General features: G+C 37.5%; 21 protein-coding genes and 1 other annotated feature. Of the genes, 16 read left to right on the top strand and 5 right to left on the bottom strand.

The window, feature by feature from the left end; genetic code table 11:
* The first annotated feature begins 1 nt into the window (after nt 1).
* The 7 genes from ACTWQM_RS10895 to ACTWQM_RS10865 all read left to right on the top strand — a co-directional run bounded on the left by ACTWQM_RS10895 (nt 2) and on the right by ACTWQM_RS10865 (nt 6,274).
* Nucleotides 2-553: a cysteine hydrolase family protein gene (locus ACTWQM_RS10895; protein WP_443258180.1), complete on the top strand. Its 552-nt coding sequence runs from the start codon at nt 2-4 to the stop codon at nt 551-553.
* A gap of 65 nt (nt 554-618) precedes the next feature.
* Nucleotides 619-804 carry a hypothetical protein gene (locus tag ACTWQM_RS10890; protein WP_443258179.1) on the top strand — a complete coding sequence of 62 codons (186 nt, stop codon included), beginning with the start codon at nt 619-621 and terminating at the stop codon, nt 802-804.
* Between the two features lie 140 nt (nt 805-944).
* Nucleotides 945-1,166, top strand: a binding site (T-box leader).
* A gap of 163 nt (nt 1,167-1,329) precedes the next feature.
* The gene (gene proS, locus ACTWQM_RS10885; RefSeq protein ID WP_443258391.1) at nt 1,330-2,727 is read left to right on the top strand and encodes a proline--tRNA ligase; all 1,398 of its coding nucleotides are present in this window, start codon (nt 1,330-1,332) and stop codon (nt 2,725-2,727) included.
* Between the two features lie 153 nt (nt 2,728-2,880).
* Nucleotides 2,881-4,041 carry a M20 family metallopeptidase gene (locus tag ACTWQM_RS10880; protein ID WP_443258178.1) on the top strand — a complete coding sequence of 387 codons (1,161 nt, stop codon included), beginning with the start codon at nt 2,881-2,883 and terminating at the stop codon, nt 4,039-4,041.
* 53 nt (nt 4,042-4,094) lie between these two features.
* A complete protein-coding gene (locus tag ACTWQM_RS10875) occupies nt 4,095-4,871 on the top strand; it encodes a transporter substrate-binding domain-containing protein (protein ID WP_443258177.1) in 777 nt (258 codons plus the stop codon).
* A gap of 31 nt (nt 4,872-4,902) precedes the next feature.
* A complete protein-coding gene (locus tag ACTWQM_RS10870; RefSeq protein ID WP_443258176.1) occupies nt 4,903-5,562 on the top strand; it encodes an amino acid ABC transporter permease in 660 nt (219 codons plus the stop codon).
* The gene (locus ACTWQM_RS10865; protein WP_443258175.1) at nt 5,555-6,274 is read left to right on the top strand and encodes an amino acid ABC transporter ATP-binding protein; all 720 of its coding nucleotides are present in this window, start codon (nt 5,555-5,557) and stop codon (nt 6,272-6,274) included. The genes ACTWQM_RS10870 and ACTWQM_RS10865 overlap by 8 nt, the downstream gene beginning before the upstream one ends.
* A 44-nt stretch (nt 6,275-6,318) precedes the next feature.
* Here ACTWQM_RS10865 and ACTWQM_RS10860 read toward each other — a convergent pair whose 3' ends face one another.
* A complete protein-coding gene (locus tag ACTWQM_RS10860; RefSeq protein ID WP_443258390.1) occupies nt 6,319-6,798 on the bottom strand; it encodes a glutathione peroxidase in 480 nt (159 codons plus the stop codon).
* Between the two features lie 322 nt (nt 6,799-7,120).
* Between ACTWQM_RS10860 and ACTWQM_RS10855 the strand changes: the two genes are divergently transcribed.
* Together ACTWQM_RS10855 and ACTWQM_RS10850 are read left to right on the top strand one after the other, a co-directional pair.
* Nucleotides 7,121-8,122 carry a TAXI family TRAP transporter solute-binding subunit gene (locus ACTWQM_RS10855; protein ID WP_443258174.1) on the top strand — a complete coding sequence of 334 codons (1,002 nt, stop codon included), beginning with the start codon at nt 7,121-7,123 and terminating at the stop codon, nt 8,120-8,122.
* Nucleotides 8,123-8,195: 73 nt separating this feature from the next.
* The gene (locus tag ACTWQM_RS10850) at nt 8,196-10,145 is read left to right on the top strand and encodes a TRAP transporter permease (protein WP_443258173.1); all 1,950 of its coding nucleotides are present in this window, start codon (nt 8,196-8,198) and stop codon (nt 10,143-10,145) included.
* A gap of 73 nt (nt 10,146-10,218) precedes the next feature.
* Here ACTWQM_RS10850 and trhO read toward each other — a convergent pair whose 3' ends face one another.
* Nucleotides 10,219-11,190: an oxygen-dependent tRNA uridine(34) hydroxylase TrhO gene (gene trhO / locus ACTWQM_RS10845; protein ID WP_443258172.1), complete on the bottom strand. Its 972-nt coding sequence runs from the start codon at nt 11,188-11,190 to the stop codon at nt 10,219-10,221.
* A 373-nt stretch (nt 11,191-11,563) separates the two neighbouring features.
* Between trhO and ACTWQM_RS10840 the strand changes: the two genes are divergently transcribed.
* The 5 genes from ACTWQM_RS10840 (at nt 11,564) to ACTWQM_RS10820 (ending at nt 14,028) form a co-directional block, all read left to right on the top strand.
* Nucleotides 11,564-11,761 (top strand): cold shock domain-containing protein, encoded by a 198-nt coding sequence (locus ACTWQM_RS10840; RefSeq protein ID WP_090867773.1) that lies wholly within the window; start codon nt 11,564-11,566, stop codon nt 11,759-11,761.
* An 87-nt stretch (nt 11,762-11,848) separates the two neighbouring features.
* Nucleotides 11,849-12,538, top strand: coding sequence for a class I SAM-dependent methyltransferase (locus tag ACTWQM_RS10835; protein WP_443258171.1), 690 nt, complete (start codon nt 11,849-11,851; stop codon nt 12,536-12,538).
* Nucleotide 12,539: 1 nt separating this feature from the next.
* Entirely contained in the window at nt 12,540-12,842 is a 303-nt protein-coding gene (locus ACTWQM_RS10830) for a hypothetical protein (protein ID WP_443258170.1), read from the top strand.
* The gene (locus ACTWQM_RS10825) at nt 12,842-13,288 is read left to right on the top strand and encodes a GNAT family N-acetyltransferase (RefSeq protein ID WP_443258169.1); all 447 of its coding nucleotides are present in this window, start codon (nt 12,842-12,844) and stop codon (nt 13,286-13,288) included. Before ACTWQM_RS10830 ends, ACTWQM_RS10825 begins: the two co-directional genes overlap by 1 nt.
* 77 nt (nt 13,289-13,365) lie before the next feature.
* Nucleotides 13,366-14,028, top strand: a complete 663-nt coding sequence (locus ACTWQM_RS10820) for a TraR/DksA C4-type zinc finger protein (protein ID WP_443258168.1) — start codon at nt 13,366-13,368, stop codon at nt 14,026-14,028.
* Between the two features lie 37 nt (nt 14,029-14,065).
* Here the strand turns inward: ACTWQM_RS10820 and ACTWQM_RS10815 are convergent, their stop codons facing one another.
* Nucleotides 14,066-14,872 carry an ABC transporter permease subunit gene (locus ACTWQM_RS10815; protein ID WP_443258167.1) on the bottom strand — a complete coding sequence of 269 codons (807 nt, stop codon included), beginning with the start codon at nt 14,870-14,872 and terminating at the stop codon, nt 14,066-14,068.
* Nucleotides 14,869-15,759 carry an ABC transporter ATP-binding protein gene (locus ACTWQM_RS10810; protein ID WP_443258166.1) on the bottom strand — a complete coding sequence of 297 codons (891 nt, stop codon included), beginning with the start codon at nt 15,757-15,759 and terminating at the stop codon, nt 14,869-14,871. Before ACTWQM_RS10810 ends, ACTWQM_RS10815 begins: the two co-directional genes overlap by 4 nt.
* A 149-nt stretch (nt 15,760-15,908) precedes the next feature.
* Between ACTWQM_RS10810 and ACTWQM_RS10805 the strand changes: the two genes are divergently transcribed.
* Complete coding sequence (locus ACTWQM_RS10805) at nt 15,909-16,493, top strand: TetR/AcrR family transcriptional regulator (RefSeq protein ID WP_443258165.1); 585 nt, start codon at nt 15,909-15,911, stop codon at nt 16,491-16,493.
* A gap of 51 nt (nt 16,494-16,544) precedes the next feature.
* On the top strand, nt 16,545-16,751 hold the full coding sequence (locus tag ACTWQM_RS10800; protein WP_443258164.1) for a zinc ribbon domain-containing protein: 207 nt from the start codon (nt 16,545-16,547) through the stop codon (nt 16,749-16,751).
* A gap of 137 nt (nt 16,752-16,888) precedes the next feature.
* Here the strand turns inward: ACTWQM_RS10800 and ACTWQM_RS10795 are convergent, their stop codons facing one another.
* Nucleotides 16,889-17,653, bottom strand: coding sequence for a hypothetical protein (locus tag ACTWQM_RS10795; protein ID WP_443258163.1), 765 nt, complete (start codon nt 17,651-17,653; stop codon nt 16,889-16,891).
* Nucleotides 17,654-17,924 lie beyond the last annotated feature (271 nt).

Raw genomic sequence — 17,924 nt, 5'->3', positions numbered from 1 at the left:
AATGGGGAAGCGAGCATTAATTAATATTGATTATACAAACGACTTTGTTGCAGATGATGGCATGTTAACTTGTGGTGGACCGGGACAAGCCATTGAAGGGGAAATTGTTTCGTTAACAAAAAAGTTCATTAATGCAGGGGATTATGTAGTGTTTGCAGTTGATGCGCATGAGGAAGGCGATACAAATCACCCGGAATCGAATCTGTTTCCACCACACAATATTATAGGAACTGAGGGAAGACAGCTTTTTGGGCAATTAACTACCGTCTATCAATCAAATAAGCAGGCTGAAAATGTTTATTATTATGATAAAACGCGATACAGTGCATTTGCAGGAACGGATTTGGAATTGAGATTGCGTGAACGGAAAATTGACGAACTTCATCTTGTTGGTGTTTGTACGGATATTTGTGTGTTGCATACTGCTGTTGACGCCTATAATAAAGGCTTTAAAATTGTTGTACATAAAGATGCTGTAGCAAGCTTCAACGCTGCAGGCCATGAATGGGCACTAGGCCACTTCACTGACACATTAGGTGCAAAAGTCATATAGTAGTGATGAAGCAGCCAGGGAGATAAGTCAGGGTATTAAGGTCATGAACTTGCGGGTTTAATCTTTTGCCAACACAAATTGAATTGGATATCAGCATATGGGGTGATAGAAGTGATAAAGCATACTATCTTCGTCGATTAGCTGTAAATGAGAATTATCATAGTAAGCAGATTGGCAAAAAGATATTAGTGTGGATCAGGGATAATATTGAGATTTTGCGATTGGATTGTGTTGCCGGCAATCCAAAATAGAATCAGTTTTATCTTGATGAAGGATTTTCATTTGCTGGTCATGCTGAAGCAATGGGAATTACGTTTTCGAAATATGAAAAATCCTTTAATGGTAAGGCTTGACTTTACCTTAACATCCCTATATATTTGAAAATATAATAGAAGAAACGTTGATAAGGATTAGTACAATTTGAAATGTCTTTTACAGAGAGGAAATGGTTGCTGGAAATTTCCAAAGAGACAAATTGGAACCTGCCTTTGAGTTCGCTATTTATACGGCAATTGCTGTAGAATATGCGCGGTTCATGACCGTTATCATGCCAAGTGTGCAAGGTTTTATATCTTGTGAACAAGGGTGGTACCACCAAACCTCGGTCCCTTTTACAGGACGGAGGATTTTTTGTATTTAAGAAAGAAATCCAGTGCAACTAAAGCTCTCGCCGTTAAGGCTTGACGATAAGTCAAGTTTTTCTTATATATAAAAATTAAAAGAAAAGGGTGTTTAATTTGGGTAAAAATAAACAATTTGTTGAAAAAGTTACTGCAATGGAAGAGGATTTTGCACAATGGTATACCGATGTAGTAAAGCAGGCGGACCTTGTCGATTATGGGACAGTTCGTGGCACAATGATAATTAAACCATATGGATTTTCGATTTGGGAAAATATCCGCGATGAGCTCGACCGAAAATTCAAGGAAACTGGGCATTCTAATGTTTACTTTCCATTATTTATTCCGGAAAGTTTGCTGCAGAAAGAGAAAGATCATATAGAAGGATTTGCACCGGAAGTAGCGTGGGTCACCCATGGTGGAGATGATGAACTAAGCGAACGCATCTGTGTACGTCCGACTTCAGAAGTTCTTTTCGGTGAATATTATTCGAAAAATATTCATTCTTATCGTGACTTGCCAATGCTTTATAATCAGTGGAGCAATGTTGTTCGCTGGGAAAAAACAACTCGTCCATTCCTCCGTTCACTCGAATTCTTATGGCAGGAAGGACATACATGTCATGCGACAAGTGAAGATGCACAGGATGAGACAGCTCGAATGCTTGGAATTTATGCGGATATTTGTGAAAACTACTTGGCAATTCCAGTGTATCGCGGTAAAAAAACGGAAAAAGAAAAATTCGCTGGAGCTGATTATACATTAACAATTGAAGCTTTGATGCATGATGGCAAGGCACTGCAGTCAGGTACATCACACTATTTTGGAACAGGCTTTGCTGAAGCATTTGATATTCGCTATTTGGATAAAGAGGGCAATCAGCAACCAGTTCACCAGACGTCATGGGGCATGTCCACACGCGTTATGGGTGGATTAATCATGGTCCATGGGGATAATCGCGGATTGGTAGTTCCACCACGGATTGCGCCAACCCAGGCAATGATTGTTCCAATTGCACAGCATAAAGAAGGTGTATTGGATAAGGCTTATGATCTTCGTGATAAATTAAAAGGTGTCGCACGAGTTGGCATTGATTCAAGTGATAAAATGCCAGGGTGGAAATTTAATGAGTATGAAATGAAAGGTATACCTGTTCGAGTTGAAATGGGACCAAAAGATATTGAAAAAGATCAGGTTGTTCTCGTACGACGTGATACTGGTGAAAAAGAATTTGTTTCACTTGATGAAGTGGAAGCACGATTACCAGTGTTGTTAGAAGAGGTTCAACAGGGGCTATTTAATAAAGCGTTAAACCACCGTAATGAAAAAACAACCACTGCAACGAATATGGAGGAATTCAAAAAGTCATTAGAAGAAACTTCTGGATTCATCAAGGCAATGTGGTGCGGTGACACGGAATGTGAGGAAAAAATCAAGGATGAAACATCAGCAACATCACGCTGTATCCCGTTTGAGCAAGAAAATATTTCTGACTCCTGTGTATGCTGCGGAAAAGAAGCAAAAGAACTAGTATACTGGGCAAAAGCATATTAATGGTAAAAATCGAGCGCCGATAGATGCGCTCGATTTTTTTATCGAGAACTTTAACCAGACAAGAAAACTTTTAAAAAGTAGTTGCATTTTTTGTGTAAACTATGTTATAAATATACATAATAATTAATAAATATACAAAAAAGGTGAATAAATATGAAGCATTTACTTAGTGAGGAAATAAACAAGGTTGAAGAGCAATTATGGAGTATGAGTGACCAACTTTATTCAAATCCAGAGTTGGGTAACGAGGAATTTAAATCTATGAAGCTTCTTACAGATTTTCTTGAAGAGAATGGATTTGAATTGGAGACTGGCATTGTGAATCGGCCGACAGCTTTTAAAGCTGTATTTAAGAGCCAGAAACCGGGTCCAACTATTGCATATTTAGCCGAATATGATGCACTGCCTGGTGTTGGTCATGGGTGTGGACACAATATGATTGGGACAATGGGAGTCGGTGCTGGTGTAATACTTAGTAAATTGGTAAATCAAATTGGTGGATCGATAGTAGTTTTAGGCACACCGGCTGAGGAAACAAATGGAGCGAAAGTACCAATGAGTCAGGAAGGTACATTCGCCGACATAGATGCAGCAATGATTTTACACCCTGCTGATCAGTCATATGAGAGTGGTGAGTCACTTGCAATGGACGCTATCCAATTTGACTATTCCGGCAAGTCTTCACATGCTGCAGCTTCACCGGAAAAGGGAATTAATGCGTTGGATGCTGTGATTCAGCTATTTAATGGTATCAATGCACTTCGTGAACACCTTCCTTCTGATATACGGATTCATGGCATCATATCGGAGGGTGGCCAAGCGGCAAATGTAGTACCAGATAAGGCTGTTGCACAGTTTTATATTCGTGCAAAAGAGCGATCGACGCTAAATGGCGTGGTGGATAAAGTTAAGAATATAGCGCATGGTTCAGAACTTATGACCGGAGCAACGCTAGTTATTTCAAATTATGAATTAAGTTATGATGAAATGATTACGAATAATGCACTTTCCCAAGCTTTCAATAAAAATCTGCAGCTAGTAGATTCTCAGAATTTGAACCCGGCAAAACAGGGATACGGCTCAATTGATATGGGGAATGTGAGCCAGGTTGTTCCAGCGATTCATCCATACATTGGGTTACATGAACCTGAACTAATAGCACACACAAAGGAATTTGCGGACAAAACCATTACCAAAACAGGTCGCCAAATTATATCAAATGGAGCATTATCATTAGCACAGACTGGCTATGACATATTAACAGATAATGAATTATTAAAAGAAATTCAAACGGACTTTTTGCAAAATAAGTAAGTTTTTATGCACGAAATATATAAGGATAAAATTATAAATTAAGGGGAGATATCATGAAATATTCATTCAGTAAATTCATTGCTCTATTATTAATCATCAGTATGCTCGCAGCTTGTGGAACTAGTGAAGGAAATGCAGATGCTTCATCAAGTGATTCAAAAGATAAAAAAGTATTGAAAATGGCTACATCAGCTGATTTTCCACCATTTGAGTCCCGTGATAAAGACGGAAACTTTCAAGGCTTCGATATTGATTTGGCTCATTTGATTGCAGATAAATTAGGATACGAACTGAAAATAGAAGATATGAAATTTGATGGGTTAATTGGTGCTCTGCAATCTAGTCGTGTTGATATGGTCATGGCAGGAATGAGTACAACCGAGAAGCGTAAAAAGAATGTTGATTTTTCCACTGAGTATAATCATTCAGGTGAGATGTTTATCAGTCAGAAGGATTCAGAGCTTAAAGGGTTACAAGATTTGACAGGTAAAACAGTTGGTGTTCAGCTTGGAACCATCCAGGAAGAGGGTGCAGAAAAGCTTAGTGAGGAATATGGATTTAATGTTAAAAAGGTGGATAATTCAAGCATCCTAATTCAAGAGTTAAAATCAAATCGTGTTGATGTTGCCTATATGGATAAGACTGTAGCGGTGGGCTATATAGAGGAGCAAGGCTTTTCAGGGTTTGAGGATCCTACATCAAGCTCACCAGGCATGGGAATTGCCTTTCCTAAAGGCAGTGATTTAGTCGATGATGTAAATAAGGTGCTTAAAGAACTTGAAGAGAACGGTAAACTTCAGGAATTAAAGGATAAATGGCTATCAGAGTAAAAATAACAGCTAGAAAGATGAGGTGGCAGGCATGAATTTGGATTTCGCCCAAATCGTGCCTTATATTCCTTTTATACTTGAAGGGATATGGGTAACATTAAAATTTGTAAGTATGTCTATTATTGCTGGTTTTATATTAGGTATACTTTTAGCATTATGTAAAATTACAAAAGTACCTTTCCTGAAGAAACTTGCTGATGTATATACATCAATTTTCCGTGGTACACCACTGATTTTACAATTGATGATTATTTATTTTGCAGTACCGCAGTTAACGGGTTATGATATACCAGAATTTTTAACGGCAGTTTTGGCATTTGGTTTGAACTCAGCTGCCTATGTATCTGAAATTATACGTGCAGGTATTCTTGCAGTGGACAAGGGGCAAACCGAAGCTGCAGAAGCGTTAGGTGTTCCATATAAGCCGATGATGCTGAATATCATATTGCCGCAAGCGATAAAAAATATTTTGCCAGCCCTGATGAATGAATTTATAACATTAACGAAGGAATCTGCAATTGTGTCAACCATTGGCTATTTAGATCTGATGCGGCGGGCACAGATTGTTGGGGCCGATATATACCGTAACTTTGAGCCGTTATTACTGGCAGGTTTTATATACTGGGTAATGGTGTACGTAATGACACAGATAGGAAAAGTAGTAGAAAGGAAGCTGAGATACAGTGATTAAGGTTGAAGGAGTGACGAAAACGTTTGGCAATAATACGGTATTGGAAGATATATCAACTACGATTAATCAGGGAGAAGTAGTTGCTGTAATTGGTCCATCCGGATCTGGAAAATCAACCTTTCTGCGGTGTTTAAACTTATTGGAAAAACCATCATTAGGCGCAATTTGGCTTAATAATAGTGAGATAACCAACCTTACTAGTAAACTGGAAGTCCGTGAGCAGGTCGGTATGGTGTTTCAACACTTTCATTTGTTTCCCCATATGACAGTGTTGGATAATGTTTCTTATGCACCACAGAAAGTAAAAAAGTTGAAGACTAATGAAGCGGAAGAAACAGCAACCCAGCTCATTAACAAGGTGGGACTGGGTGACAAACTTGATGCCTATCCGAACAGGTTATCTGGTGGCCAAAAACAGCGTGTAGCAATTGCCAGAGCACTAGCAATGGAACCTGCAGTCATGTTATTTGATGAACCAACTTCTGCACTTGATCCTGAAATGGTTAAAGAAGTACTTGATGTAATGAAGGATTTGGCGAAAACTGGCATGACGATGGTAGTAGTAACACATGAAATGAATTTTGCAAGAGAAGTTGCTGATCGTGTTTTGTTCTTAGACGAAGGGAAATTAATGGAGGAAGGTAAACCAATATCCTTTTTCAGTTCACCCAAGACAGAAAGGGCTAAAGAATTCTTGGATAAAATATTATAAAAAACTACTCGATGAGTGGCAGCTTTCTCATCGAGTAGTTTTTTTTAAGCGTGAATTGCATTCTCTATATCCTTCGCCAAACTTTCTGGCTTCGTCTGGGGAGCATACCGATCAATTACTTCTCCCTGTTTATTCACTAGGAACTTCGTGAAATTCCACTTTATCTGTTTGGTTAACATCCCTTTTGCTTGCTGTGTTAAATAAACAAATAAAGGATGGCAATTTTCACCTTTAACGTCGACCTTACTAAACATTTGGAAGGTTACACCATAATTGCGCTCGCAGAAATTGGCAATCTCATCATTTGAACCTGGATCCTGATTGTTAAACTGGTTACATGGAAAACCAAGTACTTCAAAACCATTCTCCTTATTAGCATCGTATAACTTTTGCAGGCCATCAAGTTGAGGAGTGAAACCGCATTCGCTTGCAGTGTTCACGATAAGAAGAACTTTTCCCTTGTAATCTGCCAGTGGTTTGTCCTCATCCGACATCATTCTTGCAGAAAAATCATAAATACTGATGTAAATCAGCCTCCTTTTTAGCAATTAAATGACTCCAAAGCGTAATGGGTTTTGTGAAAGTAAATACGCATTTATTATAATCCTATATTTTCTTATTAAAGAATAGCAATTTAAAAGCATAATTGTCAAAAAATTCGTGTATTAGTTAATAGGGTATAATATAATTTTTTTGTAACTTGAACTATCCTAAAAGAAAGGGTAAAATAATGGAATAAAACGTTTTCTTTTCTCTAGTTAAATTGAAAACGTGGTAAATTAGGTTTGAAACATATTGGTTAACAATATGGTTTAAATAAAAAATAATTTAAAAGGGGGAGTTACTTTGAGAAAAAGAGCTCTATTCTCATTCATTTTAATTCTGGCCATTGGCATGGTGTTAGGTGCATGTGGCGATAGTGGTGAAGGGTCAAGCGGGGGCAGCGATTCTGACGGAACTATGACAAACCTGACCATGGGAACTGGCAGTGTTGGTGGTGTTTACTATCCACTTGGTGGTGAAATGGCAAATCTATTTAAGGACAATATTGATGTAGATGGCTTTGATGTTAGTTCAGTGGAATCAGGTGCTTCAGTTGAGAATATCGCAAAGATACAATCAGGTGATTTTCAACTAGGTATAGCACAGAATACCACAATGATTAACGCTAACAATCAAACAGGAGAGTTTGAAGGAAAGACTACTGATAAAGTAGGTGTAATCGCTTCGTTATATCCAGAGGGGTTACAAGTAGTAACACTTGATTCAACAGGAATCGAATCAATAGAAGAATTAAAAGGTAAAAAAGTTGCAATCGGACCTCCAGGTGGAGCGACTCGTGAAGCAGCAGAGATGGTCTTAAGTGCATACGGCATTGAAGAAGGCGATTACCAAGCTTATGAAGAAGGATTTGGCGATGCCAAAAGTAAATTACAAAATGGTACAATCGATGCTTCCTTTGCAGTTGTAGGTGTTCCATCATCAACAACAGACGAGCTTGCTAGCGCTACAAAAGAAGTTAAATTCCTTGATATTGAGGGAGACGCATTGCAAGAAGTAGTTGATAACAGTCAATATGAAGCATATACAGTTGAAGCAGGAACATATGACTGGCAGGAAGAACCAGTTCAAACCGTAACTGCTATGGCGTTACTGCTAGGTTCTACAGAACAGGTAAGTGAAGATCTTGCTTACCAAATAACCAAAACGTTATTTGAAAAAACAGATGCTATGACTATCGAGCAGGCAAAATTAATAACAGAAGATAGCGCACTAACTGGTGCTAGTGATTTACCACTACACCCGGGTGCAGAAAAGTACTTTAAAGAAGTCGGTATTATTGAGTAATAGAAAAAACCGGGCTATTTAGTCCGGTTTTTTCTCCTCAATACATAGACAGGAAGAAATGGAGGGGGAAGCGATGGCTGATCAGAATACAGAAGAAATCGACCAGCATGAGCTGATGGCTAAATACGACAAAGAAAGTGCCTTCCGTACTAATCTCGGACCTTGGGGATGGATTACCCTTATAATTGGTGCTGCCTTAACCATATTCCAACTTTACACGGCATTTTATGGATCTAAGGTCTCCTTAATTCAAGGCGCAATACATCTTGGTGCAGGCTTGAGTCTGGTATATCTTTTATACCCGATAAAGCCATCTATGACTAAGCGTAGAGGGGTGCCATGGTATGATGCCCTATTAGCTATAGCTGCACTTCTATCAAATTACTATATTATTTACAATTATGATCATCTGATTAATGAAGCGATTATATTTGGTTTCACAGCCCTTGATCAAATCGTAGCAACAGCTGGAATAATTTTATTGCTGGAAGCAACTAGACGTGTTGTTGGACTACCTATAGTTATAATCGCAATACTTGCCTTGCTTTATGGTTTATTTGGTCAGTACATTCCAATTATTGGACACGCTGGTTATGATTGGCCGTCTCTTGCAACTGAAATGTTCTTTAGTTCAAGCTCCATTTTTGGTATCCCTATACAAATTTCATCCACATACATTTATTTATTCCTCTTCTTTGGAGTAATCTTGGTAAAAACAAACATCGGCCAATTTTTTAATGACATTGCGTTGCGTTTAACAGGTAAATACACTGGAGGAACTGCAAAGGCTGCTGTTGCAGCAAGTGGACTTCAAGGTATGGTAAGTGGTAGTTCAGTTGCAAATACGGTTGGATCAGGCTCATTTACTATTCCGATGATGAAAAATGCAGGATTTAAACCGCATTTTGCTGCTGCAACAGAGGCTGCGGCTTCTACTGGTGGACAAATAATGCCACCGATCATGGGTGCTGCTGCGTTTATTATGGCATCTTATACTGGGTTTCCATATAATGAAATAATTTTAATTGCTATTATTCCGGCAGTTCTTTATTTCTCTGGGTTGTTCATGGGTACACACTTTGAGGCTAGAAAGCAGGGTATATTAGGTCTTGCTAAGGAACAATTACCCAATACGAAAAATCTTATAAAGAGACTCGATTTATTTGCACCTCTAGTCATAATTGTTGGATTCTTGCTTGCTGGCTATACACCAACCTTCGCGGCCTTATTTGCAATATTTGTTGCATTTACCATTAGTTTCTTTAGAAAAGATACTAGAATGTCGTTTAAAGGTATTGTTAATTTGCTAGAAGAAGGAGCAAGGACTGCTTTGCCAGTAATTGCAGCCTGTGCTACTGCGGGTATTATTGCTGGGACTGTAACAACGACAGGATTAGGTCCAAAGATTGCTGGTGGAATAATCGATCTTGCACAAGGCCAATTCTTCCTTGTAATGGTGTTTACCATGGTAGCATGTATTATCTTGGGCATGGGACTGCCAACCACTGCAAACTATGTAGTAACAGCAACAATGGCAGCACCTGCACTTCTGGCATTTGATGTACCAGTAATTGCTGTTCATATGTTTGTATTTTACTTTGGAATCGTCGCTGATATTACACCACCTGTTTGTTTAGCTGCATATGCAGGGGCAGGTATAGCAAAAGCGAATCCAATGAAAGCTGGTGTAACTGCTGTTAAGTTAGCGATTGCAGCATTTATTATTCCATATATGTTTGTTTCGCAACCAATCCTGCTATTGCAGGGAGATGCGAATGTAACAAATGTATCGATAGCTGTTATTACAGCAATGCTGGGAATGATGGCAATCAGTTCAAGTCTGATTGGCTATTATGTAAACACATTAAATCGGATTGAACGAATTGTTTTAATAATTGGAGGATTACTTCTAGTATATCCAGATATCAAATTTTCATTAGTAGGTTTAGTGGTATTTGGAGTAATTACAACAATGCAATTCCTGCAAAGTAAATCAGCTAAAAAGAAACAGCAAACATCTTAGTTAATTTGACATTAAAAAAAGGTAGGTGAGATTATCTCGCCTACCTTTCATTATTAGGAAAACTATCTTGTGCTTAAACTTCTTGCTTTATAACATCTTCAAGTGCTGCAAGTCGTTCCTGGACTTCTTCTTCAGATAAATCATGTTCTTTTACGTACATGTTTCGAGGACTTATACGGCATTCGTGCATACAGCCACGCATATATTTATGCTCATTTTCATCCGAGCAAAGAATTTGTTTATTACATTCAGGGTTAGCACAGTTAACATAGCGTTCACATGGCTGACCATCAAAGTAATCCACGCCGACTACAACGTGTTCTTTTTTATTAATAGGCACGGAAATTCGTTCGTCAAAAACGTAACATTGACCATCCCAAAGCTCACCTTGTACATTTGGGTCTTTTCCATATGATACGATTCCGCCATGTAGCTGCGCAACGTCTTCAAATCCTTCTTTAACTAACCAGCCAGAGAATTTTTCACAACGGATTCCGCCAGTGCAATAGGTCAACACACGTTTCCCTTCGATGAGGTGTTTATTTTTTTCCACCCACTCAGGCAATTCACGAAATGCTTCAATGTCTGGTCGGATAGCTCCACGGAAATGCCCAAGATCATATTCGTAATCGTTACGTGCATCCAGGACAACAGTGTTCTCATCCTGCATGGCTTCAAAGAATTCCTCAGGTTCGAAATATTTGCCTGTCGTTTGTTTGGGGTTAATGTCATCCTCCAAACGAAGTGAAACTATTTCATTTCGTGGGCGTACATGCATTTTTTTGAAAGCATGTCCTTCATGTTCATCAATTTTGAATGTCATATCAGCAAAACGCGGGTCGTTGTGCATTGCCTCCATGTATTTCTCTGTTTGTTCTATCGTTCCAGATACTGTTCCATTGATGCCTTCATCAGCAACCAGAATACGTCCTCTTAAGTCAAGATCCTTACAGAATTGCAGATGCTCCATAGCGTATTCCTCAGAATTATCAATTCGGACATATTTGTAGTACAGTAATACTTGGTATTCCTTACTGTTTATCATTTTAATTACCACCTGTCATTCATATTTGCAAGATATAAATGTTTGGTAGTCGGTATTTTTTTATATTCTTGCAAGATAATATTTTACCAATTTATCTAAGGATTTTCAACTAGAGCTTTTACAGAAAACTTCTTATAGAAAACTTTGCATATCACCGTGCATTTACAGCAAGATCCTTCGTTCATTCTAAGCAGCTAGGAAGTGAAAAATAATTTATCAAATTACTTGCATTTTATTCCGAGAAAGGGTAAAGTTAAGAGTGCAATAGGAAATTGAAGTTTGTAATACTTTACGATCTCTTTATCAAAGTGGTGTAAAAGTATTTATGATTCAATTACTTTGCACGATATTTGTATATAGGGAGGTCATTTTAATGACTGGTAAAGTAAAATGGTTTAACGCTGAAAAAGGCTTCGGTTTCATCGAACGCGAAGACGGAGACGATGTATTCGTACATTTCTCAGCAATCAATGCAGAAGGTTTCAAAACTCTTGAAGAAGGTCAAGACGTTGAGTTTGAAATCGTTGAAGGTAACCGCGGACCACAAGCAGCTAACGTAACACGTCTATAATAGATGATATAAAAAGGTTTATCTCTTCGTGAGATAAACCTTTTTTTAGTTTATAATGTAAGAAATACTCTTAATTGGAGGGGTTCTGTGGCAGAAACATTTAATTGGCGTAAGGAAGCGGAAGCACAGTGGGATTCCCGTGCAGATTTCTGGAATGAACGCAGTAAAAATATGTGGGACAATGGTAGCAGGAAGGACATTGTTCCATTCATCGAGAAGCATTTCGAAAAAGGAAGCAAAATTCTGGATATTGGCTGTGGCGATGGATATGGATCCTATAAATTGCATCAGTTAGGATATGATGTGACTGGTATGGACCTTTCTAATGAAATGATTTCACGTGCAAAACAACAATTACATAAAGAAGAGATAAAATTCATGCAAGGTGATGTGGGAGAACTGCCATTTGCTGCAAACAGCAGTGATGGGATTATGACTATTAATGTTCTGGAATGGACGGAGTATCCTGAGAGAGCATTAGTGGAGCTTCATCGAGTCCTTAAAGAAGATGGCCTGTTATGTGTTGGCGTTCTAGGACCAACTGCAGGGCCAAGATCAAATAGTTACCCACGCCTTCAGGGTAAAGAGGCAATTTGCAATACGATGATGCCATGGGAATTCCAGAAGCTTGCATCTGAAAATAACTTGCAGTATATCGATGGATTTGGCGTTTATAAAGATGAAGTAAAGGAGCAACACTATAAAAATTTACCGCTGGATCTGAAACAGGCGTTAACATTTTTGTGGGTGTTTATGCTTCGAAAAGTAGGTGAATAATATGGATGAAAAAGAAGTTGAAGAACAGGTAATTAAAAGTTATCAGCATGATGAGAAAATGATGATTTTAATTTATGCGCAGTGGTGTATAAACAATGACCTTGACCCTAAATCATTGTACGAAAAAGCGTATCCTTCACAGACGAAAAATGAAGCGCTTAGAGAAGCATTAGAATTAACTGTACCCAAGAAGGAATCTGAAGAAATACCAAGCCAAACGGTACTTAATGTGCTTCAGCTGTTTGGTAATGATGACTTGGCTTTTATTGTACAGGAAGAAATTGATAAGGAAGTGAAAAGGTAGTGGATTTGTTCATTAAGTCATTTGACAAACTAACAAACGATGAATTATATGCATTGCTGAAATTAAGAGTGGATGTTTTTGTCGTTGAACAGGATTGCCCTTATCCCGAATTGGATAATTATGATCAACAAGCGATGCATTACTTTTTAAAAATCAATGGAGAGTTTGCCGCAAATGTCCGTATTCTGCCTAGTAATTCCAAATACGAGGAAGTTTCAATCGGCCGTGTTTTAGTTTTGAAAAAATTTCGTCGCCATGGCTATGCACAGGAAATTATGCAAAAAGCAATTGATTATATCGTGAACGAATGGAATGAAAAAAGAATTAAAGTCCAAGGGCAGGAATACTTAAATGATTTTTACTCAGGGCTAGGTTTTGAACAGGTTTCAGATTCTTATTTGGAGGATGGAATTCCCCACATTGACATGATTTGGGAGGCAAAATAAGGTATCAACCTTTATATTTTTTCACATAGTATAGTTAGCGAGCCAATTTTAATCACATGAAATGGAGGCTGACTGCTGTGATAAATAACAATCAACTTTATCAATGTAAAGCAGCTTTATTGGAACGACAATCAGAATTAATCAATCATGTTCAAGACCACTTTGGTACTGATCTCGAATTAATAAAAGAATCGATGAGTGAGTTGTCAAATTATGATAATCATCCCGGAGACCAAGGAACAGAAATGTTTGAGCGGGAAAAAGATATAGCATTAAATGAACACGCTGAAAGAGAACTTGAAGATATCAATGCAGCTCTTCATGCTATAGCCGATGGAACATATGGAATCTGCAGTAGATGCGGTGAGGATATTTCGTATGAGCGGCTACAGGCAGTTCCTACTGCAGACCGATGTCTGGATCATGCGGAACACGGTAATTTTATGGGTGATCGTCCTGTTGAGGAACAAGTCTTCAGTCCTAACATTAATCCTAATGAAGTAACAGAAGAAGAACAGACCGGTTATGATGCGGAGGACGCTTGGCAGGATGTAAGCAGGTACGGTACGTCTGAATCACCTTCCGATTTTTATGGTGAGAAAGATAGTTATAATGAAATGTACCCGAATAGTGATGAAAATGTAGGTAGTGTTGAGGATGAGGAGAGTTATCTTGCAGCTGATCAAGACGGTAATTTTACCGGAGTAACACCAAATCATCAGAAGTATGAAGAAGAATAGTCGTGCACAGCTTTAGTTTCTGTGCACGATTTTTTGCTTACAAGGGTAAGTCACGTTTGTTGAAAATAATTACAGCTGCGGAATATAAAACAACGCCTGTGACTCCAAGCCAAATGCATATCGGTAATATGTTTACTGAGCCTTGCGCGATTTCGGTTGCTCTAAACGTTGAGAAAATAGTGAAATACTGCATCCAGTCCAATTTATCACTAATTTTGGATACCATATCGACGGCGAAAAATATGAATGATATACCACCTGCAACCGATAGTGTTTTTCTCTCGTCATTAAATAAACAAGAAAAGAAAAAGCAATAGCCACTGATTACAAAGAACAGCATGAATGTTACAATGTTTAACTCGATGAAATGTGTCCCACTGAAATTGCCTTCTTCTATAAAAATATTTGCCCCTACGACGCCGGAAATTGTAGTAATAACAATAATAAATATTAGCCCCAACAAGATGACAGCTATTTGAGTCATGGCAATTTTAAATCGTGATAATCCGCTTGATAACAGATAAGCCATGGATCCTTGATCAACTAGACGTACAATCAGTTGTGTAGCTGTTGTCACACAATAAATTAGTAAGATGATAATGAATAAAAGTCCGTAATACTCACCTGCCACAAATCCGCTTAGACTATTAATACCTTCGCTAAATCCGAAGGCACTCATCAGACCTTCTGGCATTTCCTTAAACATTGTATCAAATGCCTGTGAATTTGCTATAGAAGGATAAAGCCAGATGACTAATGATAAATAAAAAATTGACCCGAGCGTAAAACTGATAATTGTTTTACCTTTATTTTTCATCATTGTAGCGAAAAGTGATCTGCTCATTTTGGGTCACCAACCATTTCGTAATAATGCATGAAAATATCTTCGAGGTTTTGGTGATGTACATCAATACTGTTAATTCCACAGTGACTGATAATTTGTACGAATTGTTCATAATCGCCTTGAACTATAATCTGCACCCGGAGTTGTTCCGTTTGTTTTACTTCCAGGGGACTATTTTTAATGGTAGTAATGTCTTCTTCCGATTTTACTGTTACATCAAAGATTTTCCGTTGTATGGTTTGCAGCCTACGTATTTCTTCGATCGCAACAAGTTCACCATCCTTAATAATCCCAACACGGTCACTTGTACGATCGATCTCGGAAAAACTATGCGAAGACATCAAAATGGTTTTCCCTTTATCTCTTTCCTCACCAATCAATTCGACAAAAATACTTTGCATTAATGGATCAAGTCCACTTGTTGGTTCGTCTAGAATGAGTACTTCTGGATCATGCATGAAAGCTGCTACAATTCCCACTTTTTGCTTCATTCCTTTAGACATTTTCCGGATAGGTGTATTGACGTTGAATTGAAACCGGTCAATTAATTCCTTTTGACGTTTGGTATGTTTCATGTTGCGCATACCAGCTAGAAGATTTAGAAATTCTTTCCCGGTCATTCCTTCTAAAAATGCCGTTTCCCCTGGTAAATATCCAACTGACTTTTGAATTCTGGCACTGTTTCTCCAGCAATCTAACTGATTGATTTCTGAACTGCCTGTTGTTGGCTTAATGAATCCCATTAGATGCCTGATGGTAGTTGACTTTCCTGCACCATTTGGGCCAAGAAAACCAAACACCTCCCCATCCGCGACTGTAAAAGATATATCAAAAATTCCTTTGCCATTTGAAAACTCTTTTGTTAAGCCATTAATTGTAATTGTCATATCCTCACCTCTTATAATAAAAGTTATGAAATATTTTTATTTATATAGTTCATAATATATAAAATAACGTTTAATTACAATAGTTTATGAAATATTTTAATTGTTTTATTACATAAATTTTAATAAGATAAAAGTGTGAGGTGAAATACATGGACGGGTTTCAAAAACGAAAGGAACGGAAAAAGGATACAATTTTGAATGCCGCTTTGTCTTTGTTTAAAGATTTTGGAATTAAAAAGGTATCCGTAACAGAAATAGCTGATCAGGCTAATGTATCCCAAGTTACGATTTATAATTATTTTGGCAGTAAAGATGATCTTACACATGCAGTTATGGTTTATTACCTTGAGGAGATATGGCGTGATTATGAAATACTATTGGATAGTAACCTTTCGTATGATGAAAAGATTAAACAGATAATCTTTAAAGAGGGTGAAATAGCAAATCAAATAAGTGAGACATTCTTTAAGGAGTTTATGAAGTATTATAAAGCCGATACCTCTATCAATGATTATTATACGAACAAGGTTGTTCCGAGGATGATCCAGTTCTTTGATGAAGGGAAAAGGCTGGGGTATGTAAATCCAAACATATCAAATGATGCTATTTTATTTTATATACAAATGTTTATGGAATACATGCAACGAGACGAAGTTAGTACAAAAATGCTTTCGTTAACAGAGGATGTCATAACCCTTTTTTTTTATGGGATATTTGGAAAGGATCAAAATTAATTGAAACGAATGGAAAAGTGTATCGTATAAATTATGAAGGAGTTGATGGAAATGGCAGAGAAAGAAGGTTGTATTAAATGCGGCAGTACTGATGCCGATCAGAAAGAAGTATCGATGACTGGGACAGGCCTATCCAAGATGTTTGATGTACAAAATAATCAGTTCATCGTAATTTCATGCAGCAATTGTGGTTATTCAGAGTTTTATAATAAAAAAAGTTCATCTGGAAGTAATATTCTGGACCTTTTCTTTGGATAGAAAAGAGGTCGGAAGAAATTTTAGTCAAAGTAAAAATCCGAACTATGATTCAAAATTCTTGAAATAGAATTTGAATTAGTTCGGATTTATTTTTGCAGTTAAGTAAGTATAATTATTCGTCTTGAAAGTGGAGAGTTTTAAAAGCCACTGTTAAACATCGTGTTCATAAAGCTTCCGAGCATTGAATCCATGAATGATTGAATGAAAAGCCCAGACACCAGCAATATAATGATGTATAAACCAATCAATACATAAATTCGGTCAAACCCAATAGGTTCTTGTTCCATTAGTATAAATGTAGGTGCTATAAGCAGTGAACCAAGAATGCTTATGAATAAAATTAGCCCGGCCAACGCCGAGAGGCCAATTAGCCAGAACAAGATTCCACTAGTAAATAAGAGTAAAAATGGCACTAAATAGGCACCGTATTTTGCAATAACATCTGGAAACGTAACTGCTTGAACAGAAAGCTTAGCACCAGCGAATGTTAATCCAGCGATTAGTAAGTACAAAATAGTAAAAATTATAAATGGCAAAATAAAGCTATCCAGAAATGAAATTTGCATAAAAAAGCCCATTTGAATCGTACTAAGTATTAAATGATAGCTTAAAGCAATTAATAATGAAAATAGTGCAAATGTAATTATTCCTGAACTCATATCAGATCCATTAGCTTTTTTTGCTTCACTTGGGCTTTTAACTAATGTTACAAAAAAATGCCCGAAATTGGATCCGGTAGTCTTGAGTTTCTCAACAGTTTCGTTCGGATTTTGATCAGCCGACGATGCTGAGGTGATCGGTTCAGCTACAGACTCATATTGTTCCTCTTGTCTTAACTCTGCACCACAATTAGTACAAAACTTTCCTTCTGCTGTTTGTTCGCCACATGAAGGGCATTTCATAAAATCACTTCCTTTATAAATAGTTATTGGATAATAGTGCATTTTACACTTCTGTTCCACATTATATAATTAATTTAACATAAATACGTAATATATTCTCTTAAACAAGGCTGTTTTCTAAAAGGCTGTTGTTGGTATTCGCCTACCTATGTGAGTGTGTTTCCGAAATGATGTCATAGCACGCAAGTATTTTTCCGAATTATGTTGTATTTTGGGTCTAATAGTAACACTTACGAAAAAGACAAAATAAAAAACTTGCAGTGGTAATCAC

The organism is Virgibacillus sp. L01 (genome assembly GCF_052246775.1).
Classification (GTDB): Bacteria; Bacillota; Bacilli; order Bacillales; family Amphibacillaceae; genus Lentibacillus.
The sequence above is the reverse complement of the archived record's forward strand: the minus strand, read 5'-3'. Positions and strand labels throughout refer to the sequence as shown.